Below are 20917 nucleotides of genomic sequence, written 5' to 3' on the forward strand. Positions count from 1 at the left end.
CGGAGGCCGCAATGCGCGCTTCGTCATTCCGCCTTGCTTCGTTTCTTGTCTCGCTATGCGCCGCGACCGCCAATGCCGCATCCATCAACATGTGCAGCGCGTCGAGCCCGGCTCATCGCGCGGCGCTTGTCGAACTTTATACGAGCGAAGGCTGTAACAGTTGCCCGCCCGCCGATAGCTGGCTCAGCACGCTCGATCACGCGCGCAAGACGAACACAGTCGTACCGCTCGCGTTGCACGTGGACTACTGGGATAGCTCGGCGTGGAAAGACCGCTTTGCGCAAGCGGCGTTCACAACACGCCAGCAGCAACTGACATCGAATGGCGGCGGACACGTCGTGTACACGCCGGAAGTTTTTGTCGGCGGAAACGAGCTGCGCAACTGGTCGAACAACGCGAGTTTCGAATCGCGCATTCAGCAATTGAACAGCGAAGCGCCGCTCGCCGATATCCATATCGATGGGCGTCCTTCGACGTCCGGCCGCATCGCGTTCAACGCGTCGTTCACGGCGCGCAAAAATCTCCCGGACGACGCCGTTGCTTACGCAGCCGTGTATGAAAACCAGCTCGTCAGCGCGGTCAAAGGCGGAGAAAACAGCGGCGCGACGCTACATCACGATCGCGTGGTACGCCAATGGATCGGTCCTATTCGATTAACCGGACGGCACGCGCAACTATCCGGCGATTACGCGTCGGACGCCATGCGCTTCGGCGTTGTTGCGTTCGTTGAACGTGGAACGAGCGGCGAAGTGCTGCAAGTGACCGAGCTTGCCTCGTGCGGCGAATGAGTTTCATCGTTGTTCAATGTGCGAGTTCTTCGTCGTGTTGCCATGCAGGAAACGGATCCTTGAACCCATGCCACGCTTGCGGCCCCTGCGCCATTTCCGCATCGCTGAGAAGACACGTGTCGAGGCGCGAACGCAACGCGGCTTCATCCATATCGATACCTATCAGCACGAGCTCTTGCCGTGCATCGCCGACTTGCGGGTCCCAGTCGTCATCGATTGATTGAAGAGACTCCGCGTCCTGCGGCCAGTGCGCCTTTGGAACCGCGGCCCACCACAATCCCATCGCACCGTGACGGCATACTCGGCCGGCTTGCGACCAGGACCCTACATACGTTGGCCGGCTCGCGAGCCAGAAGAATCCCTTGGAACGCACCACGCCCGGCCATTCGCTTTCGATGAGTTGCCAAAATCGCTCAGGATGAAACGGCCTGCGCGCGCGATACACAAAGTTGGTGATGCCGTATTCGTCCGCCTCGGATCTATGCTCGCCACGCAACGCCGTTAGCCAGCCGGGCGCCTTGGATGCCTCATCAAAATCGGACAGGTTGGTATCGAGCACCTTGTCCAGACTCAGCTTGCCGAATTCAGCCATCTCGATCTTCGCGCGTGGGTTCAAGCCGCGGAGGATGGTCATCAAGCGCGCGCGATCTTCAACGCTGACGAGATCGATCTTGTTCAAAACAATGACGTCGCAAAACTCGACCTGCTCGACCAGCAGGTCCACTACCGTACGCGAATCTTCTTCGCCCAACGATTCGCCGCGCGACCGGAGGCTGTCGGCCGAGCTGTAGTCCTTCAAGAAATTGAATGCGTCCACGACGGTGACCATGGTGTCGAGCCGTGCGACATCGGAGAGACTCTGGCCTTCTTCATCGGCGAACGTGAAGGTCTCCGCGACCGGCAATGGCTCGGACACGCCCGTCGATTCAATCACGAGATAGTCGAAGCGACCTTCCCTGGCGAGGCGACTCACTTCAAGCAAGAGGTCCTCGCGCAGCGTGCAGCAAATGCAGCCGTTGCTCATCTCGACGAGCTTTTCGTCGGTGCGGGCAAGCTCCGCGCCGCCGTCGCGAATCAGCGCGGCATCGATATTGACCTCACTCATGTCATTGACGATGACAGCCACTCGCCGGCCTTCGCGGTTGTTGAGGATGTGATTCAACAGCGTGGTCTTGCCTGCGCCCAAAAAACCCGACAAAACTGTTACCGGAAGCTTTCTTATTGATTTCATTATAAAAATTCCTCGTAGAAAGTTCTACGGATGTTATAACATTACACCAATTACACAAGATAAAGCTGATTGCTCTGTTCAAAAAGACAGATCGACCTGTCCGTCACGCACTTCACCACCGCTCATGCAGAAAAATAATCGATGAAAAATCGCACGCTCTTCGCCCACGCGGCGCTGCTGTTGTTCGCCCAGTTAGCAGCGAACCAAGCCTACGCCGCTGAATCAGACGGCACCGTATCTAGATCTGTGGCAGACAGCACGGGCAAACCCGTCGCGAACGCCAACGTGGTACTGCAGAATGCGAGCGGTGCTGCTGCCGGTACGGCAAACACAGACACGAGCGGCCATTTCGTCGTACACAACGTGACGCCGGGCACATATGCGGTGGTCGTAAATGCGCCGGGGTATGCAAGCGGAAGCAGCATCGCAACCACAAATGACGGCAGCAATAATTCGGTATCCATATCGATATCTCAGAGCGACGCGCTCGACGTACAAGTCAACGCCAAGCGGCTCGATCGCGCGCGCAATGGTTTGCTGCCCGAGACGGGGAGCAGTGTTTATCGATTCAGTCAGGCCGATATCAATACCCTCCCCGCTGGTCAGGACACGCCGCTCAATCAGGTGCTGCTGCAAGCGCCGGGCGTGGCGAGCGATTCGTATGGCCAGTTGCACGTGCGCGGAGACCACGCGAACCTGCAATACCGCATCAACGGCGTGATCATTCCGGAACCAATCAGCGGTTTCGGGCAATCGCTCGATACGCGCATCATCGATCAGTTAAATCTGTTGACCGGCGCCTTGCCCGCGCAGTACGGCGACCGGACGGCCGGCATTGTCGATATCCATACGAAGAACGGCGACCAAGGTAACGGCGGTTCAATCGATGTATTCGGCGGCAGCCATCAAACCATCAGGACCAGCGCGGATGTATTCGGCAGCAAGGGGCCGTTCAGCTACTACTTCAGCGGCTCGGTTGGCGAGAACAACCTGGGTATCGAGAATCCGACGTCGAGCGCGAGCGCCATTCACGATCACACGCGTCAGGGCGATGCATTCGGGCTCATGTCGTACATCATCAATCCGCTCACGCGCGTGAGCCTGATGTTCGGCACGACCAGCAATCAGTTCGACATCCCCAACACGGCCGGCTTGCCGACCAACTTCACTTTGAACGGCATTACCAGCTTCGACTCGAGCAAACTCAACGAAACCCAGTCCGAGCTCAACCAGTTCGCGGTAGTCGCGTTGCAGGGTACGAACGGCGGCGCGCTGGACTATCAGGTCGCGCTCTTCACGCGCTATTCCCGCACTCAATTCAATCCCGATCCGGTAGGCGATCTGCTTTTCAACGGCGTGGCCGCGAGCGATTTTCATAGCGACAGCGCGAACGGCGTGCAAGCGGACACCACGTACCGGCTCAACGCTAAGCACACGTTGCGCGCGGGTATATCGTTTCAGCAGGAACACGCGGTGTTCAACAACGACCTTAGCGTTTTTCCCGCCGATGAAGACGGCAACCAGCTCTCCGATCAACCCTTCAATGTGCCGGATTCGAGCAGCAAGACGGGTTATCTCTACAGTGCCTACGTACAGGACGAGTGGAAAGTCACCGACAAGCTTACGGTCAACTACGGCCTGCGTTACGACAAGATGGACGAGTACGTAAGCGCGAGCCAGCTCAGTCCGCGCGTTGGCCTTGTGTATGCGTTGACGCCAACGACGACCGTGCATGCGGGTTATTCGCGCTACTTCACGCCGCCGGCGTTTGAACTCGTATCCGGCGCGGACATTGCCCGGTTCGCCGGAACGACGGCGCAGACATCGACGCAGAACGATCCCGTGCAGCCGGAACGCAGCCACTACTTCGATCTCGGCGTCACGCAGCGGCTGACGTCCGCAATCACCGTCGGCGTGGATGCGTACTACAAAAAATCAACCAACCTGCTCGATGAAGGCCAGTTCGGCACCGCGCTGATCTTCACCCCGTTCAACTACCAGTATGGACGCGTGTACGGCGTCGAATTCACCAGCAACTACAAACAGGGCAACGTCTCCGCTTATATGAACGTGGCGTTCAGTCGTGCTCAGGGGAAGGACATCGATTCCGCGCAGTTCAACTTCGGCGCGGATGAACTCGCGTTCATCAGCAACCATTTCGTGTTCCTCGATCACGACCAGCGCGTGACGGCGTCGTTTGGCGGCGCTTATCAGTTGGGCACGACCACATTTACCTTCGACGGCATTGTCGGCAGCGGACTGCGCAGCGGCTTTGCAAATACGGATCGTCTGCCGGTGTACACGCAGGTCAACCTCGGCGTGATTCATCACTTCGACTTCAAGGAACCGCTCATCGGCAAGTTCGATGGACGATTGCTGCTCATCAATGCGTTTAACCGCGTGTATGAGTTGCGCGACGGATCGGGCATTGGAGTAGGTGCGCCGCAGTATGGTCCGCATATCGCGCTGTACGCAGGTCTTACAAAGAATTTTTAATGTATCGGATGACTAACTAAAGGTTTTTATCATGCAGGATTGGGGAGGGATTGTCGCTGCTGCGCAAGTGGGCGGATGGGTTGTTTATCCGCTGACGCTGCTCGCCGTGCTGGCGATAGCGATTGCAATCGATCGCGCTTATGTCTTTGCTCGCTTTGCAGGCGAGCCGTCGACGCGTGTTGAAACGCTTCCGGCGCAGCATGCGTTCAGGCGCCTTGACGCGACCTTCGTCATGCATCCCGGTGCGCCCTTATGGTTGTACGAGACGCGTGCGCAATCTCTCGCAACGCGGATCGAGCGCGACATGAGCCGCGGCTTCTGGGTGCTCGAAACGATCGTCACGGCAGCGCCATTGCTCGGGCTGCTTGGAACCATCGTGGGAATGATGCACTCCTTTCAGCTGTTCGGCGGCAGCGGGCTCGTGAACCCCGGGGGCGTGACCGGCGGTGTCGCGCAATCACTCGTGGCGACCGCTATCGGGTTGATCGTTGCATTGTTCGCGCTTTTCGCATTCAACTACTTTTCGCGGCGCCTCGAACGCTTGATAGACGATCTGGAGGTTTATGCCAACGAGCGTCTCAGCGGCATTCGGCTTGGCGCCGAAACCGTCGAAGCCAGTGCGGGTGCGCTCCAATGAAACTCCGGCGATCTCGAGCTTCGAAGCGCGGCCGCATCGAAATCATCCCGATGATCGACGTGATGTTCTTTTTGCTCGCGACTTTCATGCTTGCTTCCCTCGCGATGCAGCGACTCGATGCCGTTAAAATCAACCTGCCGTCGGGACAGGCCGAGCGCTTATCTGAAGATCGGCCATTGACGATGAGCATCGACCCGAAGAACGAAATTTTTATCGATCACAGCCTGGTTCGATTGGACCAGGTCGAGGGGAGCATAAGGCGGCTGCTCAAGGCCGACAAGAACGTAGTGATTGCCGCCGATGATGCAGCAGCCCAAGGCGCCGTCGTTCAAGCGATGCTCGCCGCACGCCGCGGCGGCGCCGAGCACTTTTTGATTGCCGTACATCGTGAATAGATGGACGCGGCCTTGAAGACTCTGTTCGATGGTCCGCGCTTCAGGTTGAGCGCGGCGATGCTGATTGCAATCGCTGCATGGATGATCCTGCTTGCACAGGTTGTGAGCCGGTTGTCGCGGCCATCGGCGAAAACTCCCGCGCCTGAGCAAGCGGTGATGGAGATGCGTCTTGTCGAACTCGCGCCGCCGTCTATACCTAAACCGAAGGCTGAGCCCGAGCCCGCTCGCAGCGAATCGGCCGCCGCGCCGCCTCGTTCTCGTTCGAATCCTTCACCCGTTCGTGCGATCCAGCCGCGCGTGGCGCGGTCGCCGGCAATTGAACACGCCATTGCCAAGACTGAGATTCCGGCGCAACAGGACGAACCCGCGCCGTCAGCGCCGTCATCGGAGAATGAGAAGCCGGTTTTACCCGCGAGCTCCGTCGCGCGCGTCATCAATCAGCCGATGCCCTCTCTGCCCGATGATCTCCGCGAAGATGCCTATCAAGCCGTGGCAATCGCACGCTTCGATGTGCACGCGGACGGAAGCGTCGACGTCGAGCTGTCAAAGCCCACGTCCAATCCACGCTTGAACGCGCTGCTTCTCGAAGCATTGCGAAAATGGCGCTTCTTCCCTGCGATGCAAGACGGCCGCGCAATCGAAAGCCATCAGGATGTGCGCGTCCATTTCAACGTCAGTTGACGACAACGAACTCGCGCCTACAGCGCCTTGTCACCGTGCGCCGCGCCGGACGTTATCCGCTCGGCAAGTCCCGCGTCGTAGCTCGAATGCACATGGGTGCGCTTTTTGTCGGGATACGCGTATGTGAACGCCTTTCGCAACGCAAGCGACGCTTCATGGAATCCCGAGAGAATCAGCTTTTGCTTGTTCGGATAGTTGGCGATATCGCCCACCGCGAAGATCCCCGGCCGCGTGCTTTCGTAGTTCGATGTATCGACATTGACGCGGCCTCCGGCGATCTCAAGGCCCCACTTTGCGATCGGCCCCAGATCCGCGACAAGGCCGTACAGCACCACAAGATGATCGGCTTCGATTTGCGCCACGCCGCCGATCTGCCGGATCTCGATGGACGCGAGTTTGTCATCGAGCATATGCAACCCGGCTATGGAGCCAACCATGAACTCCATTTCGCCGGCATCGACCGCGCGCCTCATCTGATCGACGCTCGATGCCACCGCGCTGAACCCGTTACGCCGATGCACCAGTACGACACGTCGCGCGACCTTTCGCAAGGCCAGCGCCCAGTCGAGCGCGGAGTCACCGCCGCCGGCGACGACGACGGTTTTATCGGCGAAGTCGGCGAGCGCGCGCACGCTGTAGTGCACGAACTGATCTTCCAGCGGCGTGGCTTCGGGCAACGCGAGACGCTGCGGCACGAATGCGCCATTGCCGGCCGCGAGCATGATGGCGGCTGTATCGAAAACGAGGCCCTGCTCTGTTGTCACGGTCCATCGGCCATCGTCGCGCTGCTCGACTGTGTCGACGCGCTGGTTCAGATGGATCGGCGGATCGAACGGGCGACATTGGTCCATCAGCCGGTCGACGAGCTCACGTGCCGTACATGATGGAACCGCGGGAATATCGTAGATGGGTTTGTCGGGATACAGCTCGATACATTGCCCGCCGATACGCCCAAGCGTATCCACGATCTGGCACGACAAGCCGACAACGCCCGCCTCGAAAGCCGCAAAAAGTCCGACGGGACCCGCGCCCACGATCAGGACATCGGTGCGGATGGGGGTATCGGCATGTGTACCGGTTTCGGAAGTCATTCGCTATCCTTGTGTGTTCTGCGTATTGATTCGTCGCGCATGGCGACTACCATACAGAAGCGGCGAACGACCGGCAACGAAGGCACTATTGGCAACCGTGATATCCGTGATCTGGCCGTACAGGGAATAATGCTGGCTGCCGGGTGTTTATGACGAGACACCCCCTGCTAACTTTATAAGGAGCTTCGCTCAGTGCATCCTCTCGACAATCCCGCGTGGAACGCGCTTACCGCATTGCAGCGCTCATTCAGCTCGGGGAACGAACTGGCTCGCCGGTTCGATCCATCCATTTCGCCCATCGCCGCTGTCGTGGATTCGTCCGATCCGGTTTGCTGGCGCGCGCTTGCCGAGGTCGCGGGCCCAGGTGCACTGGTTGGCGTTTTCGCAATTGCGAAGAATGCACCGCCCGAAGGGTGGACCGTCGACTGGCGCTACACGTTCGCACAGATGACATGCACAAGGGACACTTTCAAGGCGCCTGCGATCACGGCACCCCTTCCTTCGCTGCGCATACTCACCCTCGCCGATGGCCCTGACATGGTCGCGCTCGCGGCATTGGCGCAGCCTGGCCCGATGGAGGTGCGGACGGTCATGTTAGGCCGATACCTGGGCATTTTCGATGACCACAACATGCTGATCGCAATGGCCGGCGAGCGCATGCGGCTCGATGGTGCGACGGAGGTGAGCGGCGTGTGCACGCATCCTGATCACCGCGGCAAACGCTATGCGCAAATACTGAGTGCGGCCATCACGGAAAACATTGTCGAACGTGGCGATACCGCGTTTCTTCACGTAAGAGATGGGAACACCAACGCGGCCAGCGTGTATGAAAAACTCGGGTTCGGGGTACGCGCGGTGTTTGATATTGCGTCGGTTACAAAGGAGTAGATTTGAATTGCGCCCTTTCCGGGCATGGTGATTGCGACAGCCCGCATGTTTCTTGAAAGTCATACTCATGCGCAAAGCCGAAGTCTCGACTTTTTACGAAAGCCTGCCGCCGCGTCAAGGGGCCGCCAATGCGGGTCTCTCACGCCGATCACCTTTCCCGCCGCGCAAATTCTCCATGGCAACGTTGAGCCATGAGCCGCTACCGCCTACACCCAGAGGTGCGTAAATGAACTCGAACTTCCCGCCAGCGCGATCGCGTGCTTCGGCATCTCCCGTTGTGAAGTGGCTGACGATCGCATTTTTATTGCTGTCGGGAATTTATCTCGTGGCGATGGGAATCTGGCTGATTGCGATTGGCGGTTCGCCTTACTACCTGATCGCCGGACTGTTCATGCTGGCGATCGCGTATTTCATCTGGCGAGGAAATACATCGGCGCTCTATCTCTATGCGCTGTTGCTCTTCGGCACGCTGATATGGGCGGTTATCGAGGCTGGTTTCGATTTTTGGGCGCTGGCGCCGCGTGTCGATGTGTTGGTCATCGTCGGGATCTGGCTGTTGCTTCCTTTCACCTATCGCCTGTTTATGAGGCCCGCGAAGAACGCCGGCTTTGCGCTCGCCGCGGCGATTGTGCTTACCGGCATCGCGCTCGTGTACGCCGCATTCAACGATCCGCAAGAGATCAACGGCACGGTGGCGGCGCAAACGGCCGAAGCCCCGGCAACGCCTGCCAGCCGCGCGGGCGACTGGCTGGCCTACGGCAACACACAGGCAGGCACCCGATATTCGCCGCTCGCGCAGATCAACAACAAGAACACAAAGGACTTGAAGGAGGCCTGGACTTTTCGCACAGGCGATATGAAAGGCCCCAACGACCCGGTTGAAATCACGAATGAAGTGACGCCGCTTGCAGTCGACGGCACGCTGTACTTCTGCACACCACATCAAATTGCGATCGCGCTTGACGGGGCAACAGGCAAGGAGAAATGGCGCTTCGATCCCGGCCTCAAACCCGATCCCAGCTTCCAGCACGTGACCTGCCGGGGCGTTTCCTATCATGAGACGGCCGCTGCGTCACAGGCGCGCCAAGCCAGTGGCGCGGGGGCCCAGGCGATGTGCGCCCGCCGGATCATCCTCCCCGTGAACGATGGCCGCCTGTTCGAACTCGATGCCGCCACCGGCCGGCGGTGCCCCACCTTCGCCGATAACGGCTCGCTCGATCTGCAACATCTGCAGCCGGTCAAGACGCCGGGACAGTACGAGCCGACTTCACCTCCGGTCGTCACATCGAAGGTCATCGTTGTCGCGGGTGCGGTCACCGACAACTACGGCACGCGCGAGCCGTCAGGCGTGATACGCGGGTTCGATATAGACACAGGCAAGCTGCTCTGGGCATTCGATCCCGGCGCGCCTGACCCGAATGCAATTCCCGGCGATCAACACAGCTACACGATGAACTCGCCGAACTCATGGGCCCCCGCCGCCTACGATCCGCAACTCGATATCGTCTACCTGCCGATGGGCGTAACGACCCCCGACATCTGGGGTGGTCATCGAACGCCCGATCAGGAACGCTATGCAAGCGGACTGCTTGCGCTGAATGCATCGACGGGCAAGCTCGCGTGGTTCTATCAGACCGTCCACCATGACCTGTGGGATATGGACCTGCCGGCACAGCCGACTATCGCGGATATCAAGGACAGTAGCGGGAACGTCATCCCGGCTATTTATGCACCGGCCAAGACGGGCAACATCTTCGTGCTCGACCGTCGCACCGGCAAGCCGATCGTACCCGCGCCCGAGCAACCAGTGCCGCAAGGTGCGGCCACAGGCGACCGTTTATCGCCGACACAGCCGTTCTCGGACCTCACGTTCAGGCCGAAAAAGAACCTGACGGGCGCGGACATGTGGGGCGCGACGATGTTCGACCAACTCGTGTGCCGCGTGATGTTCCATCGTCTGCGTTATGAAGGGCCGTTTACGCCGCCTTCGGAACAAGGCACGCTCGTGTTTCCAGGGAATCTCGGCATGTTCGAATGGGGCGGTCTTGCCATCGATACCGACCGCAGCCTCGCCATTGCCAATCCGATCGCGTTGCCGTTTGTATCCAGGCTCATTGCGCGCGGACCGGGAAATCCGATCGAGCCGACTGCATCCGGACGGGGCGGGACGGGCACGGAAACCGGCATTCAGCCGCAATACGGCTTGCCGTTCGGTGTGACGCTCAATCCGTTCCTTTCGCCGTTGGGCCTGCCTTGCAAGCAGCCGGCTTGGGGTTACGTGTCGGCGGTCGATCTGGGCACGAACAAGGTGATCTGGAAGAAACGCATCGGCACGACGCGCGATTCGTCTCCAATCCCGATTCCGTTCAAGATGGGCATGCCGATGCTCGGCGGTCCGGTCACGACGGCGGGTCATGTGTTTTTTATCGGGGCGACTGCGGACAACTACCTGCGCGGGTTTGATACCGATACCGGTGAACAGCTATGGGAAGCTCGTTTGCCAGCAGGAGGACAGGCGACACCGATGACGTATGAGGTCGGTGGCAAACAGTACGTGGTCATCGCGGCTGGGGGGCATGGGTCCTTCGGGACCAAGCTGGGGGATTATGTGGTGGCTTATGCGTTGCCGGACAAGCAGTGAGATATGAAAACGCGCAATGCCAGTGAGCTGGCGTTGCGCGTTTTTTTTGCTGAATGGCTACGGTGGCGCTATTGGCTTTTGAGGAACACGTCGGCCTCAGCGTTTATCGAGACCTCCGACGCTCATTCCCACTCAATCGTCGCCGGCGGCTTCCCCGAAATATCATAAACAACGCGATTGATCCCGCGCACTTCGTTAATGATCCGGTTCGAAACATGCCCGAGCAACTCATGCGGCAGATGTGCCCACTGCGCCGTCATGAAGTCCAGCGTCTGCACGGCACGTAACGCGACCACATACTCATAAGTCCGGCCATCGCCCATTACGCCGACGCTCTTCACCGGCAAAAACACCGCGAAAGCCTGACTCGTGAGCTCGTACCAAGACTTGCCCGATTCCTTATCGAACGTATTGCGCAACGTTTCGATAAAAATCGCATCCGCATGACGCAGCAGATCCGCAAACTCGCGCTTCACTTCGCCGAGAATCCGCACGCCCAGACCCGGCCCCGGGAACGGATGCCGATAAACCATCGCCGGCGGCAACCCGAGCTTGACACCCAGCTCGCGCACCTCGTCCTTGAACAACTCGCGCAACGGTTCGAGCAGCTTTAGATTCAACGTCTCGGGCAAGCCACCCACGTTGTGATGGCTCTTGATCGTGTGACCCTTCTTACCCTTGCCGGCCGACTCGATCACATCAGGATAAATGGTCCCTTGCGCGAGCCACTTCGCGTCCTTCAGCTTGTTCGCTTCCGTCTGGAACACTTCGACAAACTCAGCGCCAATGATCTTGCGCTTCGCCTCGGGATCAGTCACGCCGGCAAGCTTCGACAGGAACACTTCGCTGGCATCGACATGAATCACCTTCACGCCGAGGTGATCGGCAAATGTGGTCATGACCTGCTCGGCCTCGTTCAACCGCAACAAGCCGTGATCGACAAACACGCACGTCAGCTGCGCACCAATCGCGCGATGCAAGAGCGCCGCCGCCACAGACGAATCCACGCCGCCCGACAACCCCAGAATGACGTGTTCATCGCCCACTTGCGCGCGGATCTTCTCGACGGCTTCATCGATGTAATGACCCATCTCCCAATCCGGCCGCGCCGCGCAAAGTTCGAGCACGAAGCGATCGAGCATCGCACGGCCCTGCACCGTATGCGTCACTTCCGGATGCCACTGAAGGCCATAGAAATGACGTTCATCGTCGGCCATGGCCGCGATCGGGCAAGCCGGGGTCGACGCCATCAGCTTGAATCCCAGCGGCATGTCAGCCACCTTGTCGCCATGGCTCATCCATACCTTGAGCATGCCGTGCCCTTCGGCCGTCTGGAAATCTTCGATGCCGTTAAGGAAACTCGTATGGTTATGCGCTCGCACCTCCGCGTAGCCGAATTCGCGGACATTGCCGAGTTCGACCTTGCCGCCGAGTTGTTCGGCCATCGTCTGCATGCCGTAGCAAATGCCGAGGACCGGCACGCCTAGATCGAAGACGACTTGCGGCGCCCGTGGCGAATCGAGTTCGGTGACCGAGTTCGGTCCACCCGACAAAATGATGCCCTTCGGCGCGAATTCGCGGATGAATGCTTCATCGACGTCGTACGGATGGATCTCCGAATACACGTGTGATTCGCGGATGCGTCGCGCGATCAGTTGGGTGACTTGGGAGCCGAAATCGAGAATCAGGATCTTGTCGTGCATGGCAGCGGCCAGAAGGCGAGTAAGCGGAAACGGTTGGCAAAACGGAAACGCGAAGCGGCGGGAACGAAGTCTCGCGCGTCGTGTCACGCAGAAATATCAACGGCCGGCACTCGATGCCGACCATGTTTGAAAACAAATCGAGCAGCACAGCCGCCGCTCACGACATTCAAATCGGATCGCGGCGAACCGGAACGCCCGTCACCGGATCGATGGTTTGCCCGGTGACCGGATCGATCGCACGACCAGTTTCGGGATCGATCTTGTGCCCGCTGCTCACGGGCTCGAATGCGCGGCCGGCCACCGGATGGAGCGAACGGCCCGTCGCCGGATCGATAGCGTGTCCAGTGGCCGGATCGAATGCAGTTGCAACCGGTGCAGGCGCTGCTGGCCGGGCAGACGATGCCGCAAGCGGCGGCACAGGCGCGCCCGCGACAGGCTCCGCGTCCCAGCGCGGATTGGCGGGCGCGACGGGATCGGAGGTCATTGGAGGCCGCACTGGAGTACCCGCGGCGGCCCGCTCCTCGGCCCGCGTCTTTGCGGCCTGCTTCTCGGCACGCTCAGCGGCAGCCGCACCGGCAATCGCGGCGCGCTCACGCCGGCGCACGGCGCTTGAAAGCCGAACGCTGCCAAGTCCCAGTATCAGCAACGCAGCGCCGATGAGCGCCGCAAGCAACTGCCCGAAGCCCGTCACTTCCGACATGCGCAGCCCGAGCCACACGATCAGAATCAAGCCCGACAACCACTCCACGTGTCCCGAGACTTTTGCAGCCGTGGCCGTCAAGGCACCATCGACAGCCGCGTGAAACCCGAGCCACGCGAACCCGATCAGCGCCACACCCAGCAACTGGCCGATCAACGGCGGCTGCACGCGCACGAGATGCATCGAATCCCACAATGATCCCCATGGCGTCAACAGGAACAGCACGCCGAACGCCAGGAAGATCAGTGCATTGATGACAAGGACAACGCGCAGCAGCGGTTTCATGGTCAGTCCACGTGGTAGTTGGGTGCTTCCTTCGTGATCTGCACGTCGTGCACGTGCGACTCGCGCATGCCGGCGCCCGTGATCTGGACGAACTCGGCTTTGTCGTGCATTTCGCCGATGTTGCGGCAACCGCAATATCCCATGCTCGCCCGCACGCCGCCGACGACCTGGAACAGGATCGCATTGACCGAGCCCTTGTAAGCGACGCGCCCTTCGATGCCTTCCGGAACCAGCTTGTCGATGTTCGCCGAGTTGTCCTGGAAATACCGGTCAGCCGCGCCGTCCTTCATTGCGCCGACCGAACCCATGCCGCGATACGCCTTGTACTGACGCCCCTGGAACAGGAACACATCGCCCGGCGATTCTTCTGTGCCGGCCAGCATGCTGCCCATCATCACGGCGTCGGCACCAGCGGCGAGCGCCTTGCTGACATCGCCGGAAAAACGCACTCCGCCGTCCGAAATCACTGGCACGCCCGAGCCGCGCAATGCATCCGATACGTTAGCCACCGCCGTGATCTGCGGCACGCCGACGCCGGCCACGATCCGCGTAGTACAAATCGAACCCGGGCCGATACCGACCTTCACGCCGTCCGCGCCGTATTCCACGAGCGCCTTGGCGGCCGCGGCCGTGGCAATATTCCCGCCGATCACTTCAATATGCGGATAGTTCTGCTTCACCCAGCGCACGCGTTCGAGCACGCCCTGGCTATGCCCGTGCGCCGTATCGACGACGATCACGTCAACGCCGGCCGCCGAGAGCAGATCCACGCGCTCTTCGTTTTCCGGGCCTACGCCGACTGCCGCGCCAGCGCGCAACTTGCCGTGTTCGTCTTTACAGGCGTCCGGGTGTTCGGTTTGCTTCGTGATGTCCTTGACCGTCATCAGGCCGCGCAATTCGAACGCGTCATTGACGACCAGCACGCGTTCCAGCCGATGGCTGTGCATCAGCGCCTTGGCTTCTGCGAGCGGCGTGCCTTCCTTGACCGTTACGAGCCGTTCACGCGGCGTCATGATCTTGCGGACTTCGTCGTCGAGACGTTCTTCGAAGCGCAAATCCCGATTCGTCACGATGCCGATCAACTGCGGCCCTTCGACAACCGGAAAACCGGAAATGCCGTGCTGTTGCGTCAACGCGATCACATCGCGCACTTTCATTTGCGGCGGAACGGTGATCGGATCGCGCACCACGCCGGATTCGAAGCGCTTTACTTTGGCGACTTCGCGGGCTTGTTCAGCAGCGGTCAGGTTCTTGTGGATGATGCCCACGCCGCCGAGCTGGGCCATCGCGATTGCGAGCCGGCCTTCGGTGACTGTGTCCATGGCGGCGGACAACAGGGGCATATTCAGGGAAATCTTGCGGGTTACCTGGGTTTTCAGGCTGGTGTCGCGCGGGAGAACGTTGGAAAACGCGGGCACGAGGAGCACGTCATCGAACGTGAGTGCTTTCTGGATCAGACGCATGGCAAATCCTATGGGCGCAAAACCGAATTATACCGATAGTTCCCCGGATTTTCACTGCCCGAACAGCGGCTTACGTCGCGTTTGCCATTTCTGGTGCAATTTTTGGGCCGCGTCCTTGCGCCCCCGTTTCGGTTTTTCGCTCGACTCGGGTTCGATCAAAGTTCGGTTTTGCGGAATGACCGAAAAGACGCCCGCAGCCTACCGGGCTTCCTTGCGCGTCCATCGGCGCCCTTCAATCGATCCGCCGCGCCGGGTCTTCTCGACGCGCCGCTGCCGGGCGACTTTCGGATCGACCTTCAACGGCCGATAGATCTCCACGCGGTCGAGATCAGCCAGCACGGCATCGAGCGGCTGGATCCTCCCGAAAACGCCCACTTTCTGCACGCCGAGGTCAATCTCAGGAAAGCGCGCAAGCAACCCGCTCGCGGCAATCGCCTCCTGCACGGTCACGCCCTCCGCCAGAGAAAGCGCGCAAACCGCCCCTTCCCCCTCCGGCAGCACGTAACAAACTTCGATGGAAATCGCCATTACTTCCCGTACCGCTGATCGGCACGCTTCACGAACGAATCCACGAACGTATGCGCGATGTGACTGAAAACCGGTCCGATGATCTTCTCGAGAATGATGTTCGAGAACTCGTAGTGCAGCGCGAACTCGATCTTGCAGGCGTCCGCCCGCAAAGGCGTGAAGCGCCAGTAACCGGTGAACTTCTTGAAAGGACCGTCGAGGAACTCCATATCGATGCTGGTCGGGCGCGTCTGCACGTTACGCGTCGCGAAATGCTGCTTGATACCTTTGAAATTGATGTGGATCTTCGCTTCCATGCTGCGTTCGTCGTGGTGGCCTACCTCCACGCCGCCACACCATGGCAAGAAATTGGGGTAATCGGGGACATCGGTGACGAGGTCGAACATCTGCTCTGCAGAGTGACGAATCAATACAGTTTTCTGAACATCTGCCATAAAGGGCGCAACGCGTGGCAAGAGTGGGAAGCATTGCGGGCCTTACCGCGCCCACGCTGCTAAAATCAGGATTTTAAACGAGTTAGGCACTTTTCATTCATGAGCATCATCGACAACAGAAAAGCCTTCTTCGATTACTTTATCGAAGATCGCTACGAGGCGGGGCTCGTGCTGGAAGGGTGGGAAGTCAAGGCCCTTCGGGCTGGCCGCGGCCAGATCAAGGAAGGCTACGTCATCATTCGCGACAACGAGCTGTTCCTGATCGGCGCGCACATCAGCCCATTGCCCGAAGCCTCGACCCACATCCACCCGGATCCGGTCCGCACGCGCAAGCTGCTGCTGCATAGCGAAGAAATTTCCAAGCTCATCGGCAAGGTCGAACAGAAAGGCCACACACTGGTGCCGCTGAACTTTCACTACAAAGGCGGCCGTGTGAAGTGCGAAATCGGCCTCGCGAAAGGCAAGAAGCTTCACGACAAGCGCGAAACCGAGAAAAAGCGCGACTGGGAACGCGAAAAAGCGCAAATCATGCGTGGCGCCAAGCATTGATCGGGCGTCGTGCGCATGGCTGCCAGTATGTCAAAACAAAAAGGGCGTGGACTGCTTGAGTCCACGCCCTTTAACATTCAGCCATCGTAAAAATCAGCTCTTGCGGATCACGCCGCCAGGCGCTGCATCGCCCTTGATGATGGTCAGCGCGGACGCGATCATCGAACTCATCTCCGACAAATTCCCCGGCACGATCAGCGTATTGCCCTGCTTCGCAATGTTGCCGAACGCGGTGACATATTGCTCGGCGACCTTGAGGTTCACCGCTTCCATGCCACCCGCCGTCTGGATCGCTGCGCCGATCTTCTCAATCGCCTGAGCATTCGCCACGGCCACCGCCAGAATGGCGGACGCTTCACCTTCCGCCTGGTTGATCTGCGCCTGACGCTCGCCTTCGGACTTGTGGATGGCCGCTTCACGCGCGCCCCACGCGATGTTGATTTGCTCTTGCTTGCGACCTTCGGACGCAGCGATCACCGCACGTTTCTCACGTTCCGCCGTGATTTGCGCCTGCATCGCATGGAGGATCTCCTTCGGCGGCGTCAGATCCTTGATCTCGTAGCGCAACACCTTGACGCCCCAGTTCGCGGCCGCCTGATCCAGCGACGTGACAATGCTGTGGTTGATGTAATCGCGCTCTTCAAAGGTCTTGTCGAGTTCAAGCTTGCCGATCACCGAACGCAGCGTGGTCTGCGACAATTGCGTGATTGCATAGATGAAGTTACTCGATCCGTACGAGGCCTTCATGGCATCGGTCACCTGGAAGTACAGCACGCCATCGACCTGAAGCTGCGTGTTGTCGCGCGTGATACACACCTGGCTCGGCACTTCGAGCGGAATCTCCTTGAGCACGTGCTTGTACGCCACCCGATCGATAAACGGCAGCACGATCGTCATGCCCGGCGTCAGCGTGGCGTGATAACGCCCGAGCCGTTCAAGCACCCATGCATGTTGTTGCGGCACGATCTTGATTGTCTGCGCGGCAATCGCGATAACAATAATCAACAAAATTGCCCCGATGATAGTCACGTCCATCTCCACTCCTTGTTATGCAGGTCCTGCTTATGGTCTGCGCATGAAAGCTTAAACCCCCGTCCACCGTCCTAGCGCTTCGCAGCCACCACCAGCGTGTTGCCGGAAAACGCCGTGATCCTGTAGAGCTGCGCGCCTTCGGTCTCGCCGGGCGCCAGTTCGATATCCCATTCCGCCCCGCGATACATTGCTCGCGCGCGGCCTTCGTGCCATTCCTTCACTTTCAGCGTCTCGCCGATATCCAGGTTCACGCCCGGATCGTGCGATGCATCGCGACGTGTCGTGTGTCCGAGCTTCGACCGACGCAATACAGCCCCGGCGATCACCGCGACCAATGCGGCTACGAGCAACTCGATCTCCAGCCCTGCGCCCAGCAGATGCGCGATCCCGCCGGCGACAAACCCGAGCGCGATCATCAACAGATAAAACGTGCCCGACATCAGCTCGAGCAAAACAAGCGCTCCGGCGCCGATCCACCAGAAAAATCCGTTAGCAGCCATTGCCTACCTCCACACGAACTCCAAACAAAAACACCCCGGATGTTGTCCGGGGTGTTATAGCACGCTTACGGTTTTGAAAGCTTGACGAAAAGCCTTCTTGCCGGCTGCGTGACCTGCTGCCGCCTTACTTGTTCAACGCCTTCGCAAGCGTCTTCCACGTGTCGATGATCGTGTCCGGATTGAGCGACATCGACGCGATGCCTTCCTTCGCGAGCCATTCAGCCAGGTCCGGATGATCCGAAGGACCCTGACCGCAGATACCCACGTACTTGTTCAGCCGCAAACATGTTTCGATAGCGCGCTTCAGCATGAACTGCACAGCCGGGTCGCGTTCGTCGAAATCGACTGCGAGCAATTCCATGCCCGAATCGCGGTCCAGACCCAGCGTGAGCTGCGTCAGGTCGTTCGATCCGATCGAGAAACCATCGAAGAACTCCAGGAACTCTTCGGCAAGAATCGCGTTCGACGGGATCTCGCACATCATGATCAGGCGCAAGCCGTTCACGCCGCGCTTGAGACCGAACTTCTCGAGCAAGCCAACCACCTTCTCGGCCTGCTTCAGGGTCCGCACGAACGGCACCATGATTTCGACGTTGTCGAGCCCCATCTCTTCGCGCACTTTCTTCAACGCCACGCATTCCATCTGGAAGGCTTCGGCGAAGTCCTCCGAGATATAACGCGATGCGCCGCGGAAACCGAGCATCGGATTTTCTTCGTCCGGCTCATAACGCGAACCGCCGATCAGCTTCTTGTACTCGTTCGACTTGAAGTCCGACAAACGCACGATCACCGGCTTCGGATAGAACGCCGCAGCAATGGTCGCGATACCTTCGGTCAGCTTGTCGACGTAAAAAGCACGCGGCGACGCATGACCACGCGCAACGCTTTCGACGGCCTTCTTCAGATCGGCATCGATATTCGGATACTCGAGAATCGCCTTCGGATGCACGCCGATGTTGTTGTTGATAATGAACTCGAGCCGCGCCAGACCCACGCCTGCGTTGGGCAGATGCGAGAAGTCGAAGGCGAGTTGCGGGTTGCCCACGTTCATCATGATCTTGACCGGGATCTCGGGCAATTCGCCGCGCTCGACTTCGGTCACTTCGGTTTCGAGCAGGCCGTCGTAGATCTTGCCTTCGTCGCCTTCCGCGCAAGAAACCGTCACCAGTTGGCCTTCTTTCAGCAAGTCGGTGGCATCGCCACAACCCACCACCGCCGGCACGCCCAGCTCACGCGCAATGATCGCCGCGTGGCAGGTGCGCCCGCCGCGATTCGTCACGATCGCCGATGCACGCTTCATCACCGGCTCCCAGTTCGGATCGGTCATGTCGGCGACCAGCACGTCGCCGGGCTGCACGCGATCCATTTCCGACGGATCGTGAATCACACGCACCGGACCCGCGCCGATCTTCTGGCCGATCGCGCGACCAGTTGCGAGCACGTTCGACTGACCCTTCAGCTTGAAGCGCATCTCAGCCTTGCCAACTGCCTGGCTCTTCACCGTTTCGGGACGTGCCTGCAGGATGAAAATCTTGCCATCGCGGCCGTCCTTGCCCCACTCGATGTCCATTGGACGCTGATAATGCTTTTCGATGATCACCGCGTACTTCGCGAGCTGGATCACGTCTTCGTCGGTGATGGAAAAGCGGTTGCGCTGCTCGTGCGATACATCGACCGTCTTCACGCGACCCGCTTCGCCGGCCTTCGTGAACTCCATCTTGATGAGCTTCGAGCCGATCGAGCGGCGGATGATCGGGTACTTGCCCTGTTCGAGCGTAGTCTTGAAGACGTAGAACTCGTCCGGATTCACGGCGCCCTGAACGACCGTTTCGCCAAGACCGTAGCTCGACGTGATGAACACGGCGTCCTTGAAGCCCGATTCGGTATCGAGCGTAAACATCACGCCGGCCGCGCCCACGTCCGAGCGAACCATGCGCTGCACGCCCGCCGACAACGCGACCTCAGCGTGCGTAAATCCCTTGTGCACGCGATACGAGATAGCGCGGTCGTTATACAGCGACGCAAACACGTGCTTCATGCGATCGAGGACTTCGTCGATGCCGACCACGTTGAGATAGCTTTCCTGCTGACCGGCGAACGATGCATCCGGCAAGTCTTCAGCCGTTGCCGACGAACGCACGGCGAACGACAGCTCTTCGGGCGAACTCGCCTGAAGCGTGTCGAAACCCTTGCGGATCAGTTCTTCGAGGCGCGGTTGCAGCGGCGCGTCGACGATCCATTGACGGATCTCCTTGCCTGCTTCGGCAAGGGCTTTTACATCGTCCACGTCGAAGAGTTCCAGACGCTTGGCGATGCGCTCGGTCAGGTTGTTGTGATGCAGGAAATCGCGAAACGCCTGCGCCGTGGTCGCAAAACCAGTCGGCACCTGCACGCCGGCTTCGGCGAGCTGGCTGATCATTTCGCCGAGTGACGCGTTCTTGCCGCCGACAATGTCGACGTCGGTCATTCGCAACTGCTCGAATGGAACTACATACGCTTGGTCCTTTGCAACGTTAGCTTCGTTAGTCATACAAGCCCCTAAGGTGGATGGAATTCACGATCATGCAAGTGGGCTCGAAGCGGCGGCGCTTATAAGAGGCGCGTACCGCAACCTGCATAACCTGTTTGATAAGCAGTCGCATAAGACTTCCGAAGCTATCTTGATAAGCTTCGTCGGCCTACCCCAACGATTCGTTTCGCTCTAAAATCGAGCAATTTCGTCTAGAAAGCGTGATTTATACGTAACTTCGCGCAATTCGTTGACAGATCGTTCGCAATTGCTTATCGAACAGGTTGCCGCTATTCTACCGTGATGGCTCTCGAAATGTTTCATTGCGGGGCATAAATCCGCTGCGCAATGAGGCCCGTCATACGT

General features: G+C 59.3%; 18 protein-coding genes. 8 read left to right on the top strand and 10 right to left on the bottom strand.

The genetic code is table 11. The annotated features are described in order from the left end of the window. Positions 1-11 precede the first annotated feature (11 nt). Positions 12-788 (top strand): DUF1223 domain-containing protein, encoded by a 777-nt coding sequence (locus HB633_RS05990; protein ID WP_213777234.1) that lies wholly within the window; start codon positions 12-14, stop codon positions 786-788. A 13-nt stretch (positions 789-801) separates the two neighbouring features. Here the strand turns inward: HB633_RS05990 and zigA are convergent, their stop codons facing one another. Then, positions 802-2019, bottom strand: a complete 1218-nt coding sequence (gene zigA, locus HB633_RS05995; RefSeq protein ID WP_218626685.1) for a zinc metallochaperone GTPase ZigA — start codon at positions 2017-2019, stop codon at positions 802-804. Between the two features lie 141 nt (positions 2020-2160). Here zigA and HB633_RS06000 point away from each other — a divergent pair, with 141 nt between their 5' ends. The 4 genes from HB633_RS06000 to HB633_RS06015 are packed head-to-tail and all read left to right on the top strand — an operon-like array spanning position 2161 to position 6228. Next, positions 2161-4515, top strand: coding sequence for a TonB-dependent receptor (locus tag HB633_RS06000; protein WP_213777235.1), 2355 nt, complete (start codon positions 2161-2163; stop codon positions 4513-4515). Positions 4516-4546: 31 nt separating this feature from the next. After that, on the top strand, positions 4547-5152 hold the full coding sequence (locus HB633_RS06005; protein ID WP_213777236.1) for a MotA/TolQ/ExbB proton channel family protein: 606 nt from the start codon (positions 4547-4549) through the stop codon (positions 5150-5152). Then, a complete protein-coding gene (locus tag HB633_RS06010) occupies positions 5149-5547 on the top strand; it encodes a biopolymer transporter ExbD (protein WP_213777237.1) in 399 nt (132 codons plus the stop codon). Before HB633_RS06005 ends, HB633_RS06010 begins: the two co-directional genes overlap by 4 nt. Before the next feature lie 12 nt (positions 5548-5559). After that, complete coding sequence (locus HB633_RS06015) at positions 5560-6228, top strand: energy transducer TonB (RefSeq protein WP_255580777.1); 669 nt, start codon at positions 5560-5562, stop codon at positions 6226-6228. A gap of 17 nt (positions 6229-6245) precedes the next feature. Here the strand turns inward: HB633_RS06015 and HB633_RS06020 are convergent, their stop codons facing one another. Continuing rightward, positions 6246-7319: an NAD(P)/FAD-dependent oxidoreductase gene (locus tag HB633_RS06020; RefSeq protein WP_213777239.1), complete on the bottom strand. Its 1074-nt coding sequence runs from the start codon at positions 7317-7319 to the stop codon at positions 6246-6248. Positions 7320-7511: 192 nt separating this feature from the next. On the opposite strand from HB633_RS06020, the gene HB633_RS31115 reads away from it, so the two are divergent. Beyond that, complete coding sequence (locus HB633_RS31115; RefSeq protein ID WP_213777240.1) at positions 7512-8207, top strand: GNAT family N-acetyltransferase; 696 nt, start codon at positions 7512-7514, stop codon at positions 8205-8207. A 226-nt stretch (positions 8208-8433) separates the two neighbouring features. After that, positions 8434-10848, top strand: coding sequence for a glucose/quinate/shikimate family membrane-bound PQQ-dependent dehydrogenase (locus tag HB633_RS06030; RefSeq protein WP_213777241.1), 2415 nt, complete (start codon positions 8434-8436; stop codon positions 10846-10848). A gap of 122 nt (positions 10849-10970) precedes the next feature. Here the strand turns inward: HB633_RS06030 and guaA are convergent, their stop codons facing one another. The 5 genes from guaA to HB633_RS06055 form a co-directional block, all read right to left on the bottom strand. Continuing rightward, on the bottom strand, positions 10971-12551 hold the full coding sequence (gene guaA, locus HB633_RS06035; protein ID WP_213777242.1) for a glutamine-hydrolyzing GMP synthase: 1581 nt from the start codon (positions 12549-12551) through the stop codon (positions 10971-10973). Positions 12552-12717: 166 nt separating this feature from the next. After that, positions 12718-13536 (bottom strand): hypothetical protein, encoded by an 819-nt coding sequence (locus HB633_RS06040; protein ID WP_213777243.1) that lies wholly within the window; start codon positions 13534-13536, stop codon positions 12718-12720. A gap of 2 nt (positions 13537-13538) precedes the next feature. Then, positions 13539-14999, bottom strand: coding sequence for an IMP dehydrogenase (gene guaB, locus HB633_RS06045; RefSeq protein ID WP_213777244.1), 1461 nt, complete (start codon positions 14997-14999; stop codon positions 13539-13541). A 198-nt stretch (positions 15000-15197) separates the two neighbouring features. Next, positions 15198-15527: an RnfH family protein gene (locus tag HB633_RS06050; protein WP_213777245.1), complete on the bottom strand. Its 330-nt coding sequence runs from the start codon at positions 15525-15527 to the stop codon at positions 15198-15200. Next, a complete protein-coding gene (locus HB633_RS06055) occupies positions 15527-15961 on the bottom strand; it encodes a type II toxin-antitoxin system RatA family toxin (RefSeq protein WP_056352729.1) in 435 nt (144 codons plus the stop codon). The genes HB633_RS06050 and HB633_RS06055 overlap by 1 nt, the downstream gene beginning before the upstream one ends. Positions 15962-16060: 99 nt before the next feature. On the opposite strand from HB633_RS06055, the gene smpB reads away from it, so the two are divergent. Then, positions 16061-16510 carry an SsrA-binding protein SmpB gene (gene smpB / locus HB633_RS06060; RefSeq protein WP_056352727.1) on the top strand — a complete coding sequence of 150 codons (450 nt, stop codon included), beginning with the start codon at positions 16061-16063 and terminating at the stop codon, positions 16508-16510. Between the two features lie 93 nt (positions 16511-16603). On the opposite strand, the gene HB633_RS06065 is transcribed toward smpB, so the two are convergent. From HB633_RS06065 to ppsA, 3 genes are all read right to left on the bottom strand, one after another. Continuing rightward, on the bottom strand, positions 16604-17545 hold the full coding sequence (locus HB633_RS06065) for a stomatin-like protein (protein ID WP_056352725.1): 942 nt from the start codon (positions 17543-17545) through the stop codon (positions 16604-16606). Between the two features lie 68 nt (positions 17546-17613). Continuing rightward, positions 17614-18042, bottom strand: coding sequence for an NfeD family protein (locus HB633_RS06070; protein ID WP_213777246.1), 429 nt, complete (start codon positions 18040-18042; stop codon positions 17614-17616). A 124-nt stretch (positions 18043-18166) separates the two neighbouring features. Continuing rightward, positions 18167-20572: a phosphoenolpyruvate synthase gene (gene ppsA / locus HB633_RS06075; protein WP_213777247.1), complete on the bottom strand. Its 2406-nt coding sequence runs from the start codon at positions 20570-20572 to the stop codon at positions 18167-18169. Positions 20573-20917: the final 345 nt, after the last annotated feature.

The organism is Caballeronia sp. dw_276, from assembly GCF_018449635.1.
Lineage (GTDB): Bacteria > Pseudomonadota > Gammaproteobacteria > Burkholderiales > Burkholderiaceae > Caballeronia.

Bases quoted from the DNA above. Each gene is read 5' to 3' on its own strand.
- HB633_RS05990 (WP_213777234.1), top strand. From the start codon at position 12: ATGCGCGCTTCGTCATTCCGCCTTGCTTCGTTTCTTGTCTCGCTATGC.
- zigA (WP_218626685.1), bottom strand. From the start codon at position 2,019: ATGAAATCAATAAGAAAGCTTCCGGTAACAGTTTTGTCGGGTTTTTTG.
- HB633_RS06000 (WP_213777235.1), top strand. From the start codon at position 2,161: ATGAAAAATCGCACGCTCTTCGCCCACGCGGCGCTGCTGTTGTTCGCC.
- HB633_RS06005 (WP_213777236.1), top strand. From the start codon at position 4,547: ATGCAGGATTGGGGAGGGATTGTCGCTGCTGCGCAAGTGGGCGGATGG.
- HB633_RS06010 (WP_213777237.1), top strand. From the start codon at position 5,149: ATGAAACTCCGGCGATCTCGAGCTTCGAAGCGCGGCCGCATCGAAATC.
- HB633_RS06020 (WP_213777239.1), bottom strand. From the start codon at position 7,319: ATGACTTCCGAAACCGGTACACATGCCGATACCCCCATCCGCACCGAT.
- HB633_RS06030 (WP_213777241.1), top strand. From the start codon at position 8,434: ATGAACTCGAACTTCCCGCCAGCGCGATCGCGTGCTTCGGCATCTCCC.
- guaA (WP_213777242.1), bottom strand. From the start codon at position 12,551: ATGCACGACAAGATCCTGATTCTCGATTTCGGCTCCCAAGTCACCCAA.
- HB633_RS06040 (WP_213777243.1), bottom strand. From the start codon at position 13,536: ATGAAACCGCTGCTGCGCGTTGTCCTTGTCATCAATGCACTGATCTTC.
- guaB (WP_213777244.1), bottom strand. From the start codon at position 14,999: ATGCGTCTGATCCAGAAAGCACTCACGTTCGATGACGTGCTCCTCGTG.
- HB633_RS06050 (WP_213777245.1), bottom strand. From the start codon at position 15,527: ATGGCGATTTCCATCGAAGTTTGTTACGTGCTGCCGGAGGGGGAAGGG.
- HB633_RS06055 (WP_056352729.1), bottom strand. From the start codon at position 15,961: ATGGCAGATGTTCAGAAAACTGTATTGATTCGTCACTCTGCAGAGCAG.
- smpB (WP_056352727.1), top strand. From the start codon at position 16,061: ATGAGCATCATCGACAACAGAAAAGCCTTCTTCGATTACTTTATCGAA.
- HB633_RS06065 (WP_056352725.1), bottom strand. From the start codon at position 17,545: ATGGACGTGACTATCATCGGGGCAATTTTGTTGATTATTGTTATCGCG.
- HB633_RS06070 (WP_213777246.1), bottom strand. From the start codon at position 18,042: ATGGCTGCTAACGGATTTTTCTGGTGGATCGGCGCCGGAGCGCTTGTT.
- ppsA (WP_213777247.1), bottom strand. From the start codon at position 20,572: ATGACTAACGAAGCTAACGTTGCAAAGGACCAAGCGTATGTAGTTCCA.